General features: G+C 65.4%; 23 protein-coding genes and 1 tRNA gene. 12 read left to right on the top strand and 12 right to left on the bottom strand.

Going from position 1 to position 17,918, the window contains the following annotated elements:
• Positions 1–121: 121 nt before the first annotated feature.
• Positions 122–1,342, top strand: a complete 1,221-nt coding sequence (locus tag QRQ56_RS09185) for an MFS transporter (protein ID WP_438739214.1) — start codon at positions 122–124, stop codon at positions 1,340–1,342.
• 76 nt (positions 1,343–1,418) lie between these two features.
• On the opposite strand, the gene QRQ56_RS09180 is transcribed toward QRQ56_RS09185, so the two are convergent.
• From QRQ56_RS09180 to QRQ56_RS09170, 3 genes are read right to left on the bottom strand one after another with little or no spacing between them, the layout of a single operon-like run.
• Entirely contained in the window at positions 1,419–1,814 is a 396-nt protein-coding gene (locus tag QRQ56_RS09180; RefSeq protein WP_438739213.1) for an ester cyclase, read from the bottom strand.
• Between the two features lie 58 nt (positions 1,815–1,872).
• Positions 1,873–2,745, bottom strand: coding sequence for a GNAT family N-acetyltransferase (locus QRQ56_RS09175; RefSeq protein ID WP_438739212.1), 873 nt, complete (start codon positions 2,743–2,745; stop codon positions 1,873–1,875).
• Between the two features lie 47 nt (positions 2,746–2,792).
• Complete coding sequence (locus tag QRQ56_RS09170) at positions 2,793–3,146, bottom strand: MmcQ/YjbR family DNA-binding protein (RefSeq protein ID WP_438739211.1); 354 nt, start codon at positions 3,144–3,146, stop codon at positions 2,793–2,795.
• Positions 3,147–3,407: 261 nt separating this feature from the next.
• On the opposite strand from QRQ56_RS09170, the gene QRQ56_RS09165 reads away from it, so the two are divergent.
• The 7 genes from QRQ56_RS09165 to QRQ56_RS09135 all read left to right on the top strand — a co-directional run bounded on the left by QRQ56_RS09165 (position 3,408) and on the right by QRQ56_RS09135 (position 8,768).
• Positions 3,408–5,072: an acetolactate synthase large subunit gene (locus QRQ56_RS09165; RefSeq protein WP_438739210.1), complete on the top strand. Its 1,665-nt coding sequence runs from the start codon at positions 3,408–3,410 to the stop codon at positions 5,070–5,072.
• Positions 5,073–5,291: 219 nt separating this feature from the next.
• Positions 5,292–5,639: a Lin0512 family protein gene (locus QRQ56_RS09160; protein WP_128262042.1), complete on the top strand. Its 348-nt coding sequence runs from the start codon at positions 5,292–5,294 to the stop codon at positions 5,637–5,639.
• Positions 5,640–5,643: 4 nt separating this feature from the next.
• Positions 5,644–6,336: a GNAT family N-acetyltransferase gene (locus QRQ56_RS09155; RefSeq protein ID WP_438739209.1), complete on the top strand. Its 693-nt coding sequence runs from the start codon at positions 5,644–5,646 to the stop codon at positions 6,334–6,336.
• Between the two features lie 73 nt (positions 6,337–6,409).
• Positions 6,410–7,594 carry a serine hydrolase domain-containing protein gene (locus QRQ56_RS09150; protein WP_438739208.1) on the top strand — a complete coding sequence of 395 codons (1,185 nt, stop codon included), beginning with the start codon at positions 6,410–6,412 and terminating at the stop codon, positions 7,592–7,594.
• Positions 7,595–7,689: 95 nt separating this feature from the next.
• Positions 7,690–7,899: a YgaP family membrane protein gene (locus tag QRQ56_RS09145; RefSeq protein WP_438739207.1), complete on the top strand. Its 210-nt coding sequence runs from the start codon at positions 7,690–7,692 to the stop codon at positions 7,897–7,899.
• Positions 7,896–8,417: an RNA polymerase sigma factor gene (locus QRQ56_RS09140; protein ID WP_438739206.1), complete on the top strand. Its 522-nt coding sequence runs from the start codon at positions 7,896–7,898 to the stop codon at positions 8,415–8,417. The genes QRQ56_RS09145 and QRQ56_RS09140 overlap by 4 nt, the downstream gene beginning before the upstream one ends.
• 3 nt (positions 8,418–8,420) lie before the next feature.
• Positions 8,421–8,768: a carboxymuconolactone decarboxylase family protein gene (locus QRQ56_RS09135; RefSeq protein ID WP_438739205.1), complete on the top strand. Its 348-nt coding sequence runs from the start codon at positions 8,421–8,423 to the stop codon at positions 8,766–8,768.
• Between the two features lie 42 nt (positions 8,769–8,810).
• Here the strand turns inward: QRQ56_RS09135 and QRQ56_RS09130 are convergent, their stop codons facing one another.
• The 4 genes from QRQ56_RS09130 to QRQ56_RS09115 form a co-directional block, all read right to left on the bottom strand.
• Complete coding sequence (locus QRQ56_RS09130) at positions 8,811–10,151, bottom strand: RtcB family protein (protein ID WP_438739204.1); 1,341 nt, start codon at positions 10,149–10,151, stop codon at positions 8,811–8,813.
• Between the two features lie 108 nt (positions 10,152–10,259).
• Entirely contained in the window at positions 10,260–11,585 is a 1,326-nt protein-coding gene (locus tag QRQ56_RS09125; protein WP_438739203.1) for a TROVE domain-containing protein, read from the bottom strand.
• Positions 11,586–11,693: 108 nt separating this feature from the next.
• A tRNA-Arg gene (locus tag QRQ56_RS09120) sits at positions 11,694–11,860 on the bottom strand.
• Between the two features lie 461 nt (positions 11,861–12,321).
• Positions 12,322–12,648, bottom strand: a complete 327-nt coding sequence (locus QRQ56_RS09115; RefSeq protein WP_438739202.1) for a hypothetical protein — start codon at positions 12,646–12,648, stop codon at positions 12,322–12,324.
• Between the two features lie 153 nt (positions 12,649–12,801).
• On the opposite strand from QRQ56_RS09115, the gene QRQ56_RS09110 reads away from it, so the two are divergent.
• Complete coding sequence (locus tag QRQ56_RS09110; RefSeq protein ID WP_438739201.1) at positions 12,802–13,467, top strand: DUF429 domain-containing protein; 666 nt, start codon at positions 12,802–12,804, stop codon at positions 13,465–13,467.
• Between the two features lie 5 nt (positions 13,468–13,472).
• On the opposite strand, the gene QRQ56_RS09105 is transcribed toward QRQ56_RS09110, so the two are convergent.
• On the bottom strand, positions 13,473–13,685 hold the full coding sequence (locus QRQ56_RS09105) for a hypothetical protein (RefSeq protein ID WP_438739200.1): 213 nt from the start codon (positions 13,683–13,685) through the stop codon (positions 13,473–13,475).
• Between the two features lie 125 nt (positions 13,686–13,810).
• Here QRQ56_RS09105 and QRQ56_RS09100 point away from each other — a divergent pair, with 125 nt between their 5' ends.
• Both QRQ56_RS09100 and QRQ56_RS09095 read left to right on the top strand, forming a co-directional pair.
• Positions 13,811–13,957 (top strand): hypothetical protein, encoded by a 147-nt coding sequence (locus QRQ56_RS09100; protein ID WP_438739199.1) that lies wholly within the window; start codon positions 13,811–13,813, stop codon positions 13,955–13,957.
• Positions 13,958–14,082: 125 nt separating this feature from the next.
• Positions 14,083–14,787: a glutathione S-transferase N-terminal domain-containing protein gene (locus QRQ56_RS09095; RefSeq protein ID WP_438739198.1), complete on the top strand. Its 705-nt coding sequence runs from the start codon at positions 14,083–14,085 to the stop codon at positions 14,785–14,787.
• A gap of 2 nt (positions 14,788–14,789) precedes the next feature.
• Here QRQ56_RS09095 and QRQ56_RS09090 read toward each other — a convergent pair whose 3' ends face one another.
• The 3 genes from QRQ56_RS09090 to QRQ56_RS09080 form a co-directional block, all read right to left on the bottom strand.
• Entirely contained in the window at positions 14,790–15,572 is a 783-nt protein-coding gene (locus QRQ56_RS09090; protein WP_438739197.1) for a sulfite exporter TauE/SafE family protein, read from the bottom strand.
• 3 nt (positions 15,573–15,575) lie between these two features.
• Positions 15,576–16,208, bottom strand: coding sequence for a TetR/AcrR family transcriptional regulator (locus QRQ56_RS09085; protein WP_438739196.1), 633 nt, complete (start codon positions 16,206–16,208; stop codon positions 15,576–15,578).
• A gap of 178 nt (positions 16,209–16,386) precedes the next feature.
• Positions 16,387–16,758 (bottom strand): tRNA-binding protein, encoded by a 372-nt coding sequence (locus tag QRQ56_RS09080; protein ID WP_438739195.1) that lies wholly within the window; start codon positions 16,756–16,758, stop codon positions 16,387–16,389.
• Positions 16,759–16,863: 105 nt separating this feature from the next.
• On the opposite strand from QRQ56_RS09080, the gene QRQ56_RS09075 reads away from it, so the two are divergent.
• Positions 16,864–17,223, top strand: a complete 360-nt coding sequence (locus tag QRQ56_RS09075; protein ID WP_438740123.1) for an ArsC family reductase — start codon at positions 16,864–16,866, stop codon at positions 17,221–17,223.
• 3 nt (positions 17,224–17,226) lie between these two features.
• Here the strand turns inward: QRQ56_RS09075 and QRQ56_RS09070 are convergent, their stop codons facing one another.
• Positions 17,227–17,874 carry a hypothetical protein gene (locus QRQ56_RS09070; RefSeq protein ID WP_438739194.1) on the bottom strand — a complete coding sequence of 216 codons (648 nt, stop codon included), beginning with the start codon at positions 17,872–17,874 and terminating at the stop codon, positions 17,227–17,229.
• Positions 17,875–17,918: the final 44 nt, after the last annotated feature.

Below are 17,918 nucleotides of genomic sequence, written 5' to 3'. Positions count from 1 at the left end.
TGTGCATGGGGTTGTTTTCGCGAATTGTGTCGGCCGGCCCTTGCAAAAACTTGCGTGATCCTGTCGGCCGGCACGGTTCCCCTTCGTCTTCCACTCAGACAAGATGTCTTGGGAGACAAGAATGACCCAATCCCCTTATCGCTGGGTGATCGTCGCTGCCGGCGGCCTGCTTGGCTGCGTCGCGATCGGCGGCATGTTTTCGCTGCCGGTGTTCCTGCAGCCGATCACCAAGGACACCGGCTGGTCGGTGACCGGCATCTCCAGCGCGATGACCATCGGCTTTCTGGCAATGGCCTTCACCAGCATGGCGTGGGGCACGCTGACGGACAAATTCGGGCCGCGGCCGGTGGTGCTGACGGGGTCGATCGTGCTGGCGCTCAGCCTGTACGCCGCCAGCCATGCGACTTCGCTGCTGGTGTTTCAGTTCGTGTTCGGCCTTCTGGTCGGCGCCTCATGCGCTGCGATCTTCGCGCCGATGATGGCGACCGTGACCGGCTGGTTCGAAACCCATCGCAGCCTTGCCGTGTCGCTGGTCTCGGCCGGCATGGGCATGGCGCCGATGACGATGTCGCCGCTCGCGGCCTGGCTCGTCTCAGGCCATGACTGGCGCACCTCGATGCAGATCATCGCGCTGGTGGTGGGGGCAATCATGATCCCGGTCTCGTTCCTGGTACGCCGTCCGCCCGCGCTCGCGCAGGCCGTGGCGGCGCCGGTGGGCGAGGGGGCCGGGCCGAGCGAGATGTCGATGAGCGAGGCGCTGCGCTCGCCGCAATTCCTGGTCCTGCTCGCGACCAATTTCTTCTGCTGCGCCACCCATTCCGGCCCGATCATCCACACCGTCAGCTACGCCGTGAGCTGCGGCATCCCGCTGATCGCGGCGGTGACGATCTACAGCATCGAGGGATTCGCCGGCATGGGCGGCCGCATCGCCTTCGGCCTGATGGGCGACCGGTTCGGCGCCAAGCGCGTGCTGGTCTCGGGGCTGCTGCTCCAGGCCTTCGGTGCGCTGGCCTACGTCTTCGCGCATCAGCTCACGACCTTCTACGCGGTCGGCGCCGTCTTCGGCTTCATCTATGCCGGCACCATGCCGCTCTATGCCGTGATCATCCGCGAGAACTTCCCGCTTCGCATGATGGGCACGGTGATCGGCGGCACGGCGATGGCCGGCAGCCTCGGCATGGCCACCGGACCGCTCGCCGGCGGCCTGATCTACGATGCGTTCTCCAGCTATGCCGGGCTCTACATCGCCGCCTGGGCGATGGGTCTCGGCGCCTTCCTGATGGCGATGTCGTTCAAGCCGTTCCCGAAGCCGCAAGGGCAGGTGGCTCCAGTGGCGGCATGACGTCGTAGCCCGGGTGAGCGCAGCGACATCCGGGTCCTTGCGCGCGGAATCCCGGATGTCGCTGCGCTCATCCGCGCTACGGCACCTTCAACTGCGCCTCGATTGCGGTCTTGTCGATTATGGACCAGACCTGCCGGATCCTGCCGTCGTCGAACTCATAGATGACGTTCTCGCAGAACGAGACGCGCCTGCCGTTCACGGCAAGCCCCAGGAACATCCCGGCCGGCGAGCAATCGAACTGCAGCCGCGCGGCGATGCGGGGCGGATCTGCGATCAGCAGCGCGATGTCGAAGCGCAGATCCGGGATATCGCGAAAATCCTGCTCCAGCATCGCGCGATAGCCGGGCAGGCCGAGCGGCCGGCCGTTGTGGACGACCTCGTCATGCACGAACCGGCCGAGCGTCGGCCAGTCCTGCCGGTTCAGGCAGGCGATGTAGGCGCGGTAGATGTCGGCGAGGTCGTCTCTCGTCATGGCGAAGCTCTCCTTGCGGCTTCGACCCTAACGCGCGAGGACCGCGGACCGGTTCCGTCTAGAGGCGCTTTTCGAAGAACAGGTCCGGATAGGGATCGTCGTTGAAGCGCGGGATCTCGCGCCAGCCGGTCGAGCGGTAGAGTTGGCCCGCCTCGGGCAGCGCGCTGTTGGTGTCGAGCCGCAACAGCGCGATGCCGAGCCCGCGCGCGGCATCCTCGGCTGCGTCCATCAGGCGCCGGCCGAGCCGCAATCCGCGTGCGGCGGGGGCGACCCAGAGGCGCTTGATCTCGGCATAGCCGTGATCCGTTCCTTTCAGGCCGACGCAACCGATCGGCAGCGTGTCCGACATCGCCACGATGAAGCTGCCGCGCGGGCGGCGCATCTCCTTGGCATCCGGATCCCTCGAAAGAGAAACGTCGAAGCCCTGTTTGAAACGGCGGCCGAGCTCGGCATAGTACTCGCCGAGGCAGTAGCGCGCCTCCTCGCTTCGCGGATCCATCTCCTCGAGCGCGATCCGCTCGCGCGTCAGGGTGGAGGCGATCAGATCCATCGCCGCCAGCAGCGCCTCGGCTTGCGAATGCTGCGCCAGGAAGCCCTCGGCCTGCGCATTCGACAGCGCCTCATAGGCCGCGAACTCGCGCCGGCCGGTCCGCGTCAATGTCGCGACACGCCGGCGGGCATCGTCCGGATGCGCCTCGGTCTCGACCAGCCCTTCGTCCTCGAGGCTGCGCAGGAGGCGGCTCATCAATCCAGAATCGAGGCCGAGATAGTCGCGGATCTCCGCGATATCAGAGCGTCCATGCCCGATCGCATTGAGCACGCGTGCCGTGCCCAGCGGCCGGCCGCGACCCAGGAAAGAGGTGTCGAGCGCGCCGACGGCGGAGGTGACGGCACGGTTGAAGCGGCGAACACGGGAGATCGGGTCGAGCATGATATCTGACTTTAGTCAGATATCATGCGAAGGTCAATTCGCCCGGCTTAGCCGAGCCCCAGTTCCTTGCGGACCTTCCGCGTCAATCTGGCCACGATCAGCGCATGGGCCTGCGTGAGATAGCCGGCGAGCTCGGCATCGGGCAGGGCGCTGTTGCTGACGAGCTGCACCCATTTGGCGCGCGCAAGGTACGGCGCCGGCCGCGCCACGCCATGCTCGATCAGCATCGCATAGGCCATGTCCGAGACCTTGAACATGTAGCCGCCCGAGCCCGCGGCAAAGCCGCCGCCGAGCGCGAACATCTTGCCGCCGACCTTGAACACGGACGTGCCTTCCCATTGCACCACCTTGGTGGCAGCCGGCAGGCGCAGGCAGCGAGCCTCGAAGTTTTTCGGCGTCATGATGCGAGCGATAGCACGCCGCGCGCGGCTTGCAACATCCCTGTCATCTACAAGCTGTCGAACGAAATAAGCCGCGAGGATGTAAACTCATGCCAGTCATTCGCCGACGGTCTCGTGCCCTGGACGCAGCGCAACGCGTCGCTGCGCTCGCATGGACGCCGTTGATGCAAGCGCGCCGCTTTGTGAATTGTGCTGAGGCCGCATATCGCTACGATGCAGCCGTTCCCGGAACACGGGAGCACAACAGCAGGCGGAGGCGACATGAGCGGACAGGAACCCAAAGTCAAAGGATCGGACCTGTTTGTCGCGGCGCTGGAGAACGAGGGTGTCGATCGGATCTTTGGTATCCCCGGTGAGGAAAATCTCGATCTCGTCGAATCGCTGCGCACCTCCAGGATCGAGCTGGTGCTGACCCGTCACGAGCAGGCCGCGGCCTTCATGGCTGCCACGCATGGGCGGCTGACCGGCAAGCCCGGTGTTTGCCTCTCGACGCTCGGCCCCGGTGCGCTCAACCTGTCCACGGGCGCGGCCTATGCGCATCTCGGCGCGATGCCGATGATCCTGATCACCGGGCAGAAGCCGATCATGAGCAGCCGGCAGGCCCGCTTCCAGATCGTGGACGTGGTCGCGACCATGAAGCCGCTGACCAAGCTGTCACGCCAGATCGTCAGCGCCTCCAGCATTCCAACCGTGGTGCGCGATGCCTTTCGTGTCGCGATGGAGGAGCGACCGGGCCCGGTGCATCTCGAGCTGCCCGAGGACATCGCCGGCGACGAGGTGACGGCGGCGCCGGCGATCCCGGTGCATCCGATCGAGATCCCGGTCGCCCATCGCGCCGCGCTCGACCGTGCCGCCGAGATGATCATGGCTGCAAGGCGCCCGCTGGTGATGATGGGCGCGGCGACCAGCCGGCCACGCTCGACCCACGGCATCGCAAGCTTCGTGCGGCGCACCGGCATTCCGTTCTTCACGACGCAAATGGGCAAGGGCACCGTGCCTGGCGGCACCAATCTCTATATGGGCACCGCCGCGCTGTCCGAGCGCGACTATGTCCATGATGCCATCGACGCCGCCGACCTGATCGTCGCGATCGGTCACGACCCCATCGAGAAGCCGCCCTTCATCATGGGACCGTCGGGGCCGAAGGTCATTCACGTCAGCTACACGTCGGCCAGCGTCGAGCAGGTCTATTTTCCGGACGCCGAGGTCGTCGGCGATGTCGGTCCGAGCCTGGAGCTGCTCGCCGATCGGCTCGAAGGCAAGCTGCCACAGGCGGCGGCGCTGCTGCCGCTCAGGGAGGAAATCCTTGGCCATATCGCCGACCGCGCCACCGAGGCACGCTGGCCGCCGACGCCGCAGCGCATCGTGCACGACATCCGCCAGGTGATCCCGGAGAACGGCATCGTCGCGCTCGACAACGGCATGTACAAGATCTGGTTCGCGCGCAATTATCGCACGCGCGTTGCCAACACGCTGCTGCTCGACAATGCGCTGGCGACCATGGGCGCCGGCCTGCCGTCGGCGATGATGGCCGCAATGCTGTATCCCGATCGCCGCGTGCTCGCGGTCGCCGGCGACGGCGGCTTCATGATGAACAGCCAGGAGATGGAGACCGCAGTCCGCCTCAAGCTCAACCTCGTCGTGCTGGTGCTGGAAGACAATGCCTACGGCATGATCCGCTGGAAGCAGGCCGTCGATCATTTTGCTGACTACGGCATGACCTTCGGCAATCCGGACTTCGTCCAGTACGCCAAGGCCTATGGCGCCAAGGGCCACCGGATCGAGAGCATCGACAGCTTTGGCCCGACGCTCGACGCCGCGTTTAGGGAGGGCGGCGTGCACCTGGTCGTGATCCCCATCGACTATTCGGAGAACGTGCGCGTGCTGGTCGACGAGCTGCGGGCGCATGAGAAGGCGAAGGGGTGAGATCATCGGCCTCGTGCCCCGGACGCTGCGCAGCGCCTCTTTGGCGGTGCGCTGCAGAGCCGGGGCCCATGCACCAGTGAGCTCTGCGGTCTCCTGGGTCCCGGCTCTGCGCAGCAACGCAAGAGCGTTGCAGCGCGTCCGGGACACGAGAGGAACACTTGTCTCGCGCCTCCTGATCGCCGACACTTGCAAGTACTCCACCAACCACAGGAATATGAAATGACCCGCATTCGTTGTGTCACCGAGATGGGCATGGGCGTCGACGTCCACGGCCGCGACGCCACCAAGGCGGCGAAGCGGGCGGTGTCGGATGCGATCCGGCATTCGAGCCTGGGCTTCTTCCGGATGATCGGCAAGACCGCGAACGACATGTTCGTCGACGTCACCATCGGCGTGCCCAATCCCGAAGCGGTGGACAAGGAGGCCGTCGCCAAGGAGCTGCCTTACGGCACCGTGACCGTTACCGCGGTGAAGGGCGGGCTGGAGATCCCCTCGGCCACGGAGGTCGCCAACGATCCCATCCTCATCGCCAACGCCGCCGTCATCGTCAGCTTCGACAAGGACTAGGCCGGTGTCCCACAGCGATGAGGCGCTGCTGGATCATCCGATCTGGAGCGCGTTGACGACCAGCCACAAGCATCTGGCCGAGGGTGGCCCGCTCGCGCGGCGCTATCCCGTCGACATGACGCCGTTCGCCGATATGGCCGCCATGTCCGCGGCGAGCTTTGCCGCGCTCCGCGATCTCCTGTCGGGGACGCAGGTCGCCGCATTGTTCACCCCGGAGCCGGTCGAGATGCCCGCCGGTTTCAAGGTCGTGCTGGCCGAGACCGGCGAGCAGATGATCGGCTCGCCCGCCGACAGTCCGCTGCGCGATGCCGAGATCGTCACGCTGGGGCCGGCCGACGTGCCTGCCATGACGGCGCTGGTCGAGCTGACCAAGCCCGGACCGTTCGCTGCGCGCACCCATGAGCTCGGCACCTTCCTCGGCATCCGCGCCGGCGGCGAGCTGGTCGCGATGACGGGCGAGCGGATGAAGCCGGGGCGGTTCGTCGAGATGACGGCGGTCTGCGTGCACCCCGATTATCGCGGCCGCGGCTATGCGCAAGCGCTGCTCGCGGCGGTGGCGCGACGGATCGAGGCGCGCGGCGAAAGTCCGTTCCTGCACGTGTTCTCGAACAACAATTCGGCCATCGCGCTTTACCAGCGGCAGGGCATGCGGATCAGGCGTCGGCTGTACGTGACGGCGTTCATGAGGGAAGGATAGGCGCTCTCCGAGCGCCCTTCATTTCCTCCGAATATTCGCTATATCCGTCCCAACCAGAATTTGGGGGAAACACATGGACGCCAGAACGACCGATTTTTCCGCCGTGCGGACGGCGATGCAGCGTTACGTCGATCAGGAGATCATTCCCGGCGTATCCTGGGCGGTGTTGCGCGGGCGCGAGGTGGTCGATCAGCAATGTGTCGGCTTTGCCGATCGCGAGGCGAACATTGCGCTGCGGCCCGACCACATCTTCCGCGCTTTCTCCAACACCAAGATCTTCGTCACCTGCGCGATCATGCTGCTGGTCGAGGAGGGCCGCATCGGGCTCGATGACCCGATCGAGAAGTTCCTGCCGCAACTCGCCAATCGCAAGGTGCTGAAGCAAGGCGCTGCGAGCCTTGCCGACGTCGAGCCGGCCAAAAGCCCGATCACGATCCGTCAGCTCCTGACTCACACCGCGGGCCTGAGCTACGGCATCTTCGATCCCGGCACGGTGCTGTTCAAAGGCTACAATGACGCGCGCGTGCTCAATCCGCTGACGCCGCTCACCGACATGATCGACAAGCTCGCCGATCTGCCGCTGTCCTATCATCCCGGCACGGCCTGGGAATATTCTGTTGCCACCGACGTGCTCGGCCGCGTGGTAGAGGTCGTCTCGGGCAAACCCCTCGATGCCTTCCTCAAGGCGCGCATCTTCGATACTCTCGGCATGACCGATACGGGTTTCCATGTGCCGGAGGCCCAGCAGGGCAGGCTGGTCGCGCTCTACAAAGGCGCCGATGCGCTCGATCCCACGAAGCCAGGCCTGACCCGCGACGACAATGTGCCGTTTCCGCAAGCCTATCGACGGCCGTTCCCGCGGCTCTCGGGCGGTGGCGGTCTGGTCTCGACCCTGCCGGACATGCTCGCAATGATCCGCGCGCTGCTGCCGGGGTCGGACACCCTGCTCAAGCCGGACACGCTGCGGCAGATGATGACGAACCAGCTGCCCGCAGGGCAGACCATCCGCTTTGCCAATCTCGGCCCGATCCCCGGCAAGGGAATTGGCCTCGGCGGTGCCGTCACCTTCGCGCCGGCGCCGTTCGATCCGCCGAATTCGACCGGCGAATTCCAATGGGGTGGGCTGGCCGGCACCCATTGGTGGATCTGCCCGGAGGCCAATACCGCAGGTGTCCTGATGGCCCAGCGCCATATGGGCTTCTGGAATCCGTTCTACTTCGAGTTCAAGCGCCTGGCCTATCAGGCCGTCGGGAGCTGACCCGCGAAAAAAGAGCGTCGGCCGCGAATCCTTTTCGGCCGGCACCTCCTCTTGGTAGTCGAGGCACTTTGCCTCGGTCTATGACGGAGGATGCGATGGCATTTTACAGGAAGAACATCGGCGGCCTGCACCAGGCGGTGCGGATTGCTGCGGGGATTGCGGTGGCGATCGCCGCATTTGTCTATCTCACCGGCGCTGCGGCCTGGCTGGTGGCGCTCAGCGGCGCCGGCTTCGCGCTGACCGGCCTCGTCGGCTATTGTCCGATGTGCGCGGTGGCTGGTATCGGACGAGGGGGCGTGTCGTGAGCGCGGCTGCAATCTCACCAGGGCTGTTCGAGGCGGCGCGGCTCGGCGATTCCCATGCGATCGCCTCGCTGCTCGAGACGGCGCAGCCGGACATCCGCCGCTATGCGCGAGCGACCTGCCGCAGCTCGGCAGATGCCGAGGACGCGACGCAAGAGGCGCTGTGGATCCTGTTCCGCCACGTCGGCACGATCCGCTCGCTGCTGGCGTTCTCGGCCTGGCTGTTCAGCGTGGTTCGCCGCGAATGCCTGCGGCTTGCGCGCAAGGCGGGCCTCGCACCGGCTGCCGATGCGGGGGAGGCGGAAGCCGCATGGCTGTCGCGCCCCGAAGCGGATCTGCGGCTCGACGTGGCCGCGGCGTTCGAGGCGCTGCCGCCGCATTACCGCGATGTCGCGCTGATGCGCGACGTCAAGGAGATGACCATCGACGAAATCGCCGAAGCACTCGGCGCGACCCGGCAGACCGTCAAGGCGCGCCTGCACCGCGCCCGCGCCTTGATGCGCGAATATCTGACGAGATGAGCCATGACCGATTATCAAAACCCTGACGATCTGAAATCGGTCCCGGCCCTGATCGCGCTCGCGCCGGTCGAGGCCAATGCGTTCCTTGCGTTCAACCATGCGGTCGAACGCAAGGACGGCTTGATCCCGCCGAAATATCGCGAGCTGATCTCGCTTGCGGTCGCGCTGACCACGCAATGCGCCTATTGCCTCGACGTGCATACGGCGCAGGCGGCGAAAGCAGGGGCCACGCGCGAGGAATCGGCGGAAGCCGCGTTGATCGCGGCAGCGGTTCGTGCCGGCGGCACGCTCGGCCACGCGCTGCTGGCGCAGCGCCTGTTCGAGCGGCATCGCGGCGACGGAAAAGCATAGGAGTTGCGGGCGGGGGGCAATGCCTCCCGCCCGCGGTTCGTGTCAGTCCTTCCACGGATCGAACTCGCCTTCGCCGGCCATGGCGACGGCGAACGGCCGCAGCGTGTGCAGCACCTTTACAGTGCCGGCATGCTGCGCCAGCACGTCCGGCAGGCGGCGATAGGCCATCGGGCTCTCGTCGAGGTCGGCACCGATCAAGGTGACGCCGCGCTCGTTGAGCCACTGGTCCATCTCCGCGCGCGAGAAGCGGCGCTTCGCCTCTCGTCGCCCGAACAGGCGGCCTGCGCCGTGCACGGTCGAGTAGAGCGAGGCCCTGGCTTCCGGGCTGTCGACGCCTTCGAGGATGACGGCATCGTCGCCCATGGAGCCGCCGACGAATCCCCTCTGGCCGGGAAACGCCGGGGTCGCGCCCTTGCGCACCACCCACAGATCTCGCCCGTCGTGGGTCTCACGCCAGGCATAGTTGTGGTGGTTGTGCACGCTCTCGGTGACGCTGCCGCCGATGATCTGGCGAACGCGCTCGACGACCCACTCGCGGCCCGCATAGGCGTAACGCCCGGCGAGCTGCATCGCCGCAATGTAGCGGCGGCCAAGCTCGCTGTCCTCGTCGACCACGGCGGGCGGGACGTTCATGCCGTCCTTGCCACCGGCGGCCTTGAGGTAGCGCGTCGCGAAGGTGTGCCCGAGACCGCGGCTTCCGAAGTGGACGCCGATCCAGACGAAGCCTTCCTCGTCGCGCATGAGGTCGACATAGTGATTGCCCGATCCGACGGTGCCGAGCTGGCTCACCGCCTTGGGGCGGTACGACTCCATGTCGCTCTCGCGCCAGGCATCGCCGTCGTCGAACAGATCGTGCTCGGCCCGCTCGGCGTTGGCACGGCCGACGCCGAACGAGATCGTCCTGGCGACGTCGCGGATGATGGTGGGAACGCGGCCCGCGATATCCTCGAACCGCATGTCGAGCCGGGCCGCCATGTTGCCGCAGCCGATGTCGAAGCCGACGCCGGAGATGCTGATCTGCTTCTCATAGGCGATGACCCCGCCGACAGGCTGGGCGTAACCGAGATGGCCGTCGGCGCAGATCACGCCGGACACGACGTTGCCGACCGCCATGCAGTTGCGCATCTGCGCGATCGTCGAATCCTCGTGCGGGCCGAAGATCTTCAGCGGCGCGTTCGCAAAGCGGGCGTCCTGCATCCGGAACTCGGCGATTGAGCTCGCGGTCGCATTGGCCTCGCGGGCGAGATGCTCCTTGCGCGCGGCGTCCTTGTACAGGCACCAGGCGGGCTGGCCGCGTCCTTCGCCGACGCGCGAGTCGGGATCGACGCCGGCGGCGAGGCAGAGCTCGCGGGCGCGTTCCATGTAGGGATCGGGTCGTCGCATGGTCGTAAGTCCTTGTCATTCCGCGCGCACTATAGAAGGGACGAGCGGATCATTTCAGAGATTTTGAAGGCCCCGGGCGCGTGCGTCCGGGGCCGTTGTTGTTGCGCATCAGTTCAATGCCGTTTCCGACGCCGCGATCCACGCGACCACGGCCTCGGAGAAGCCGTTGACGCGGGTCCAGGCGCCGTGGCCGACACCGTGCTGATACGAGGCCACGTTGACCATGGTGCCGCGCGCCCTGGGCTCGGGCACCTGGTCGTGGCTCTGCTCGTCGGTGAAGACGATGAGGCGATCGCCCTTGCGGTCGATCTCCTTCACTGCCTTGCCGAGATAGGTCCCGCCATGCGGCTGCGAACCGATGATCGCGTCCCGCAGCGCGAAGCCGCGGCGAGGCGGGACCTTCACGACCTTGTCGCTGAAGGTGAAGATCTCGACCTCGTCGCAGATCTCTCGGGCAAGAATGGCAAGACCACACGCCGCCTCCGCGCGCGTCATTTCCGACTGCGCGGAGAGGCGATCGAACATCGAGCCCGACACGTCGATCAGGAGCCGCGTCCGGCCCGGGAGCCGCACATGGTCCTTGACCGACTTCAGCATCGCAGCCTCGAGCTCGGGCTCGAAGTCCGGCGCATAGCGCGCCGCCGTGATGAAGCGATAGGGAAGGATACGATCCGTCCGCATCGCCTCGATCGCGCCTGCGATGGTCTCGCGCGGGACCTGCGCAGCCTGCATCAGCCGCAGGTTACGCAAGAGCGCCAGGCCGCCGAGCTTGCGCTCGGCGATCAGCCGCTCGAAGGTCTCGCGCTTGTTCTTGCCGGCAGAGAGCGAAACCTCCCAGGTGTCGGGGGAGGCGAGCTCGCCATCGACGAGCTGCTTCCACACCTTGGCCTGGTCGGCATCCCTGGGCTTGGCGTGCACCAGGAACAGCACGTCCCTGATCCGCACCGCACCGTCGCGGTCCCACTTGGCGAGCTGGTAGGCGTCGAACTTGGTCAGCGCGCGGGCAAGGCCCTTCTTGACCTGCGCGGAGACCGGCTGACGCTTGCGCTGCTGCATGGGGCCGAGCGCATCCGCCCAGTAGATCGCGAGCAGCTCCGTCATCTCGTCGGGGCGCTGGATCACCTGATAGAGCGTATCGGCAACGAGGGCGCGGTGCTTTTCGCTCCGCGCCATCTCGCGGATGACGAGCAGCGGCGCGTGCCGCAGCTTCATCACCTCGCGCGCCTCGCTCGCGAGTTGCGCGACCTTGGCGGGCGCGACCTTCGGCACGAGCGCCTTGATGCGGTCGGCGATGGACACGCCGTCCTCGTAGAACTGGTCCTCCCACAGGAGGCAGTTCATCAGCGCGCGCTTCAGCTCCATCTCGGGCGTGAAGCGCACCGCGCGGGCGCCCTCCCGCGTGAAGGCGCGAACGATCTTGTTGAGCCTGACCATGACGGCCTCCTCTGGTTGATGGGGAAAATGAAAAAGGGTGCCGGGGAACGAGCGAGGCTGAAACGCCCTTGCGGGCTAGTCACATGCTCTACCGCTGAGCTACGGACTTTCGTCCGGAAGGAGTCGAACCTTCGACATTGCGATCCGAAGTAACAGCGCTCTTCACCACCGGCGGTGGGGACGAGACAGACACGATCCGGGAACAGGCGATGCTGAGACCCCGGCCTGCAGCTTACCCTGCAGGCCAGGTAGCGCTCTATCCACTGAGCTACCGGTGCACACTACACCGGGCGAGATTCGAACCCGCGACCTCTCGATTAACAGTCGAAGTAACAGCGATCTTCACCACGGACCGTGATGGGGGTGGCGGGGAACGGGCGATGCTGTTGCTGCCCTTGCGGGCCATCCGCCTTTCGGCGCGCAGGGTTCGAACCTGCTCGGCGCTTTCGCGCCTTCACCACGAAGTAACAGACATCTTCACCACCGCCAGGCCGATGCTCTCGCATCGGCCATTGTGGGGTACGCTGGGGAACGGGCGATATCGGCTTTCAGTGACGACAACACAGGACCTGTCCTTGCGGGCGGATCCTGCGCCGGGCCGCGTGCGTACCTTTTCCGAGGCCGCATCCCGGTGCGTGTGTCAAAGGCGGGAGGCATACCCGCATAGCCGTGGAGGAAGTATCCGACATCTTCACCACCAGCGTCGGTTGAGCCGCGACGAGCGCGACAAACCGAGTTAGAAAAATTTGATCGCGGCGCTGTCGACGCGCCGCATGTTGCGAACCATCAGGGTTCGCTCTGCCATCGGTGTCCGGCTCATCGCCTCGTTCCCTCCGGCAGGCCCCGCGCGCTTGGGCACGCGCCTCTCCAGCGCGAGCCCCGAGATCCGGGTCTCTCGTTCCGGCCATGGCCGGGTCGTTCGGTGGGGCCGCGCGGCGGGCAACAAAAAACCCTCCGGAGCGGCAGGCTCGGGAGGGTCCGTGAGAAGCGGACTGTCGATCTTGCGGTCAGGCAAGATCGCTCCCATGAGCCGGGCGTGCGCAATCGATTGGCCGTAGGCCATTCGACAGTCGCGCAAATCTTTCGTAGCTGTGCTTCATCACTGGGTTCATGGTTTTCGCGGACGGAAATGTTCGCGAGGCCGCGGGACATACGCCCGCAACCTGCGGATGTCAAGCGATGCGCGTGTGAAGATGACAAGACGCGGAAGGATCACGTGCTGAACTATCTCGGTCTCGATGGATTTCGCTTCGGCTGGGTTGCAGCGTGGATCGACGAAAACGGCGATCACGGCTTCGACTATTCGCCGGGACTGACGCGCCTGCTTGCGATGCCGCACGCGCGCGCGATGATCGACATGCCGATCGGATTGAACGTGCGCGGATATCGCGAATGCGACCTGCGCGCGCGTGAGCTGGTTGGTCCCGCCGTGTTTCTCGGTGCGCGCCGCGATCTCTGGACATTTCCTGACATGGCATCAGCCAATCGCCACTACTGGACGCATGAAGGTAAGGGCAGGGGCGTCTCGGCGCAGCTCTGGAATATCAGGGACAAGATGCGGGAGGTGGACGAGGCCATGACGCCAGCGCGGCAAGCGACGATCGGCGAAGCGCATCCGGAATTGATCTTCTGGAATCTCGCGGGGCAAATGCGGCTTGAACCGAAGACCTCACCGCGCGGCCGCGAGCAGCGCATCGCGCTGCTGCGAGATCGCGGCTTCGCTGAGATCGAGCGATGGCTGACGCTTCGCCACGGCACCGGTATCGGCCGCGACGATCTCATCGACGCCTGCGCCTGTGCGGTCGCAGCGCGCGACAGCACGCAGCGCGTCGGCGGAGACGATCTCGATCCGCGTGGACTGCGGATGGAGATCAACTACTGACCGGATCACTCTTGCCGATCGCTTGGACCGGCGAGGTCGCGGCGGAAGTAATGGAGGAGCGTTGAAGAGCGATCCTCGTCGTCCAGTCTCGCTGCTCTTGCTTCGTATGCATCTGCCATGGCGCACAGCCGTCGCGCGGCTTCGCGATGGGTGAGGTCCTCCGCAACGCGGCGACAGCGCTGGGCGTGGTCGAGCAGGGCGCGTTTCTCGATGTTCATTCCATCACAACGCGCAAGATGCCCGTTGGTCCCAGGAACGGGAAAAACTGGCAAAATATTCCTGCGCGGGAGGAACACGGCCCATGAGCGGGCGTTTAACGCCACAGTGTGGAGGGACAAATGCCATGGACGATGTCTGCCAATGGGCGACCGCGACGCTCGCGATTGCCTTTACGGCCGTGCTGCTGGTCACGGGCCAATGGTTCATCCAGTATCGACTGCAGCATGAAACCACGACCCCGGTCGTCAGGGTCGCAACGCTGCCGCTCTAGACGTTTCGAGCGTATTGCCGCTCGTTCCCGCTTCCCCGCGATCTTCCAGACCGTTTGTCGGCCTTGCGCCGTTCGTTCGCCCGCCTAGATTAGGCGGCATCTCACGAACGCTTGCCGGAGTGCCGATGTCCGATCTGTCCGTCTTTCCCGTCACCAGGCGCTGGCCTGCCAAGCATCCCGAGCTGCTTCAGCTCTACTCCCTGCCGACGCCGAACGGCGTCAAGGTCTCGATCATGCTGGAGGAGACCGGGCTGCCCTACGAGGTGCATCTGGTCGATTTCGGCAAGGACGATCAGAAGACGCCTGAGTTTGTCTCGCTCAATCCGAACGGCAAGATTCCGGCGATCCTCGATCCCAGCGGTCCCGGCGGCAAGCCACTGCCGCTGTTCGAGTCCGGGGCGATCCTGCAATATCTCGCGGAGAAGACCGGCAAGTTCCTGCCCGCGGATGCCGCTCGGCGTTACCAGACGCTGCAATGGCTGCATTTCCAGATGGGCGGCGTCGGGCCCATGTTCGGCCAGGTCGGCTTCTTCCACAAATTCGCCGGCAAGGATTTCGAGGACAAGCGGCCTCGTGACCGCTACGTCGCCGAGGCCAAACGCCTGCTCGGGGTGATGGACGCGCATCTGTCCGGCCGGCAATGGTTCATGGATGACGACTACACCATCGCCGACATCTCCATGCTCGGCTGGGTGCGCAACCTGAACGGCTTCTATGAGGCCGGCGATCTCGTCGCGTTCACCCAGTTCAAATCGGTCGGAGCCTGGCTCGAGCGGGGTCTTGCGCGCCCGGCGGTGCAGCGGGGGCTGAACATTCCGCAGCGGCCCTAGGATCAGGTCAGCGCCTTGGTGGTCATGTAGACCGCCATCAGCGAGACGAGCGCGATCATGGCCCGGCGAAGCACCGACCGACTGACGCCGTTGGCCATGCGCGCGCCGAGGTCGGTGCCGATCCAGAGGCCGGCGAGAATGCCGATAACGGCCGGCCAGCCGACCACGAGCCCCTTGCTGCCATAGATCCAGGCCGCCGGAAGATTGGTCGGGATCACCGAGAAGACGAGGCTGACGAGTTGCGCCTGGTGTTGCGGCACGCGCAGTCCGGCGGCGAGGCCGACGGTGATCGCAAGGCGGCCGCCGATCCCCATGAAACCGGAGGAAAAACCGGCAACCGTGCCGATCAGGAGCAGGGGCAGCCAGTGAAGCTCATCGCGGGCGTCGGCCTCGTGGCTGCCGTCCTTGCGGTCGCGGCGCAGCAACAACAGTGCGATCAGCGCGACGAGATAAGCGACATAGGTCCATTGCAGGACGGAGTCGGACACCGCGGTTGCGGCATAACCGCCGCCGGCGCCGCCGATCAGAGATCCGAGGCCGATCCACACGATCCACGGCAAGGGGCTGCGATTGCCGTTTTGCCAGTAGCGTCGGATGCCGGCGAGACCCGTCGGAGGAAGTTGAGCGATCAGCGAGGTGCCCTGGGCAACGTGCTGCCCCGCCCCGAGCAGCAGTACCGAGAAGATCACGAGACCGCCGCCCGGGCTGGTGCCCGTAAAGCCCGATGCCAGTCCGGCGATCAGGCCGACGCCGCCACCGGCGAGGAGGTCGTGAATCCCGGACATCGCCTACGTCCTGGTTCGCCGCCTGCTGGCGGTCTTCGCCGTGCGAAAGCCCTCGATCACGGCGGATACGGTCGCCATGCAGGCCTCGACGTCGACGTCCTCGCCCCAGCACTTTTGCAGCACGAAGCCCTGGAAGATCGCGATCAGCACCCGTGCGACGGCGTCCGCGCCGAGATCGCGCTTGATGAGGCCGTCATGCTGGCCGCGCTCCACCAGTGCCACGATCAAAGCGCGCGGCATGTCGATGCCTTCGACCACGCTGGTGCGGACGCGGCGGTTGCGCAGGGCCTCGGCCCAGCCATGGATGCCGACACGGCGCCGTGCCTCGCCTGCGGGGTCGGTGAGCCATTGCGCATAGACGCGCACCAGCGCGTGAAGTCCTTCGATCGGGTCGCCCGACCCTTGCGCGACCGAGTTGAGCACGGCTTCGCGGCGATGCCGGTCGTCGGCGAGCGCCGCGATCAGATCGTCCTTGCTTTGGAAGTAGAGATAGACCGCGCCGTGGCTCAGGCCGGATCGCTTGACGATGTCGGCCATGCCGGTCTGGTGAAAACCATCCTCGGCGAAACAGGCGAGGGCGGCCTCGAGGATCTGCTGCCGCCGGCTTTCACGCTGCTTGTCGCTGATCTTGGGCATCGTGGCCTTCCCAAATAACTGACTGGTCGATCGTTTTGCACTTGTGCCGCGCAACGGCGTGATCAACTGCAAGACAAATAAAAAACGATCAATCAGTCATTTTAATTCGATGCAAGGCTTCGGTCAAGCCGGCGGTTCGCCCGCGCCGGCCATCGAACAGACCCGAGACCCCTATGTTCTAGAACAGGCGCCCGCCGTTCGGCGCGGGCTTGCTCGGCTGCACCAGCACGACCTTTCCGTCGGCATCGGGAAAACCCAGCGTCAGCACTTCCGACACGACGGGCCCGATCTGACGCGGCGGGAAATTGACGACAGCGGCGACCTGTTGTCCCACCAATGTCTCGAGCGGATGGTTCTCGGTGATCTGGGCCGAGCTCTTGCGCACGCCGATCGCGGGTCCAAAGTCGATCCACAGCCGGAACGCCGGCTTGCGCGCCTCGGGGAACGGCTTGGCGTCGACGATCGTGCCGACGCGGATATCGACCGCGAGGAAGTCGTTGAAGGCGATGGTCGGCGCGGCGGCGGCCGCAGGATCGTGCGTGACGTGCATGGGATGTCCGTTCGGCGAGTTGGCGTCGTTCGCAATATTGTCGCGCGAAGCGGAGTTTCGTACAACGCCGCAGCCGAAGCATCACGCATGCGCGAGGAACTGGTTGTGCCCAACATCATCTACGGCATCAAGAACTGCGACACCATGAAGAAGGCGCGGGCCTGGCTCGACACGCATGGCGTCGCGTATGAATTCCACGACTACAAGACGGCGGGCGTCGAGAAGGACAAGCTCAAGCAGTGGAGCGACAAGGTCGGCTGGGAGACGCTGCTCAATCGCGCCGGCACGACCTTCAAGAAGCTGCCCGATGCCGACAAGGAGGGCGTCACCGAGAAGAAGGCGCTGGCCTTGATGCTAGCGCAACCATCGATGATCAAGCGGCCGGTGCTGGAAATCGGCGGCAAGCTGCTGGTCGGCTTCAAGCCGGAAATCTATGCCAAGGAAGTCGGCGCCAAATCGCGCTAACCGCTAGTTCAGTTCGATGATCTCGGTGGGGAGGCCGGGATCCGGCTGGTCCGCAAACTCGACCACGTCGGCCGCCGCGATGCGGCCGGGCGCCCGGTGAAACAGGTCGTGGTCGATCACGACGCGCAACTTCGGGCGCGGCAGCGCGTCATTTCCGCGCATCAGATTCTTGATCTCGAAACCGCCGTCCTCGCAGAACGTCTTCACCGAGGCGATGACGTGACAGACCTTGCCGCCGGCCTGGAACGGCAGCAGCAGCCGTTCATAGGCGACGATGCGCCCGTAGATGTCGTCGACGTCGGCAACGCTGTAGACGGGTAGCCCGCGCGCCACGCATTCGTAATAGATCGGCATCACATAGGGCGCGATTCTCGGTCCGAGATAATCGTCGAGCAGCACGCCTTTGCCGGTATGCCCGTAGGCGCGCGAGATGCGCGTGTTTTCGCTCTGGATGGTGAGACGTGGCACCGGCGTCGACGCGTCCACCGTGTAATAGATGAGATCGGACAGCTCTTCCTCGAGCCTTGCGGGCTGATACTCCCAGACCGCCGGCGCGATCTGCTCGCGCGCATAGAGTCGCAGCCACGTGTTCAGCAGATCACGCTGCCTGATCGACTTGACGACGGAAGGAGCGGCGCTGGCGAAATCCAAGACAATATTCCCGGAACGTCAAAACCCATGCATCATGCCAGTTG

Source organism: Bradyrhizobium sp. U531 (assembly GCF_051710265.1).
Lineage (GTDB): Bacteria > Pseudomonadota > Alphaproteobacteria > Rhizobiales > Xanthobacteraceae > Bradyrhizobium.
Note: the sequence above shows the minus strand (reverse complement) of the source record. Positions and strands in the feature narration are given on the sequence as shown.

What these genes read in the sequence shown, in the direction of transcription:
- QRQ56_RS09185 (WP_438739214.1), top strand. Translation starts at nt 122, where the DNA reads ATGACCCAATCCCCTTATCGCTGGGTGATCGTCGCTGCCGGCGGCCTG.
- QRQ56_RS09180 (WP_438739213.1), bottom strand. Translation starts at nt 1,814, where the DNA reads ATGACGAGAGACGACCTCGCCGACATCTACCGCGCCTACATCGCCTGC.
- QRQ56_RS09175 (WP_438739212.1), bottom strand. Translation starts at nt 2,745, where the DNA reads ATGCTCGACCCGATCTCCCGTGTTCGCCGCTTCAACCGTGCCGTCACC.
- QRQ56_RS09170 (WP_438739211.1), bottom strand. Translation starts at nt 3,146, where the DNA reads ATGACGCCGAAAAACTTCGAGGCTCGCTGCCTGCGCCTGCCGGCTGCC.
- QRQ56_RS09165 (WP_438739210.1), top strand. Translation starts at nt 3,408, where the DNA reads ATGAGCGGACAGGAACCCAAAGTCAAAGGATCGGACCTGTTTGTCGCG.
- QRQ56_RS09160 (WP_128262042.1), top strand. Translation starts at nt 5,292, where the DNA reads ATGACCCGCATTCGTTGTGTCACCGAGATGGGCATGGGCGTCGACGTC.
- QRQ56_RS09150 (WP_438739208.1), top strand. Translation starts at nt 6,410, where the DNA reads ATGGACGCCAGAACGACCGATTTTTCCGCCGTGCGGACGGCGATGCAG.
- QRQ56_RS09145 (WP_438739207.1), top strand. Translation starts at nt 7,690, where the DNA reads ATGGCATTTTACAGGAAGAACATCGGCGGCCTGCACCAGGCGGTGCGG.
- QRQ56_RS09135 (WP_438739205.1), top strand. Translation starts at nt 8,421, where the DNA reads ATGACCGATTATCAAAACCCTGACGATCTGAAATCGGTCCCGGCCCTG.
- QRQ56_RS09130 (WP_438739204.1), bottom strand. Translation starts at nt 10,151, where the DNA reads ATGCGACGACCCGATCCCTACATGGAACGCGCCCGCGAGCTCTGCCTC.
- QRQ56_RS09125 (WP_438739203.1), bottom strand. Translation starts at nt 11,585, where the DNA reads ATGGTCAGGCTCAACAAGATCGTTCGCGCCTTCACGCGGGAGGGCGCC.
- QRQ56_RS09115 (WP_438739202.1), bottom strand. Translation starts at nt 12,648, where the DNA reads ATGGCCTACGGCCAATCGATTGCGCACGCCCGGCTCATGGGAGCGATC.
- QRQ56_RS09105 (WP_438739200.1), bottom strand. Translation starts at nt 13,685, where the DNA reads ATGAACATCGAGAAACGCGCCCTGCTCGACCACGCCCAGCGCTGTCGC.
- QRQ56_RS09100 (WP_438739199.1), top strand. Translation starts at nt 13,811, where the DNA reads ATGGACGATGTCTGCCAATGGGCGACCGCGACGCTCGCGATTGCCTTT.
- QRQ56_RS09095 (WP_438739198.1), top strand. Translation starts at nt 14,083, where the DNA reads ATGTCCGATCTGTCCGTCTTTCCCGTCACCAGGCGCTGGCCTGCCAAG.
- QRQ56_RS09090 (WP_438739197.1), bottom strand. Translation starts at nt 15,572, where the DNA reads ATGTCCGGGATTCACGACCTCCTCGCCGGTGGCGGCGTCGGCCTGATC.
- QRQ56_RS09085 (WP_438739196.1), bottom strand. Translation starts at nt 16,208, where the DNA reads ATGCCCAAGATCAGCGACAAGCAGCGTGAAAGCCGGCGGCAGCAGATC.
- QRQ56_RS09080 (WP_438739195.1), bottom strand. Translation starts at nt 16,758, where the DNA reads ATGCACGTCACGCACGATCCTGCGGCCGCCGCCGCGCCGACCATCGCC.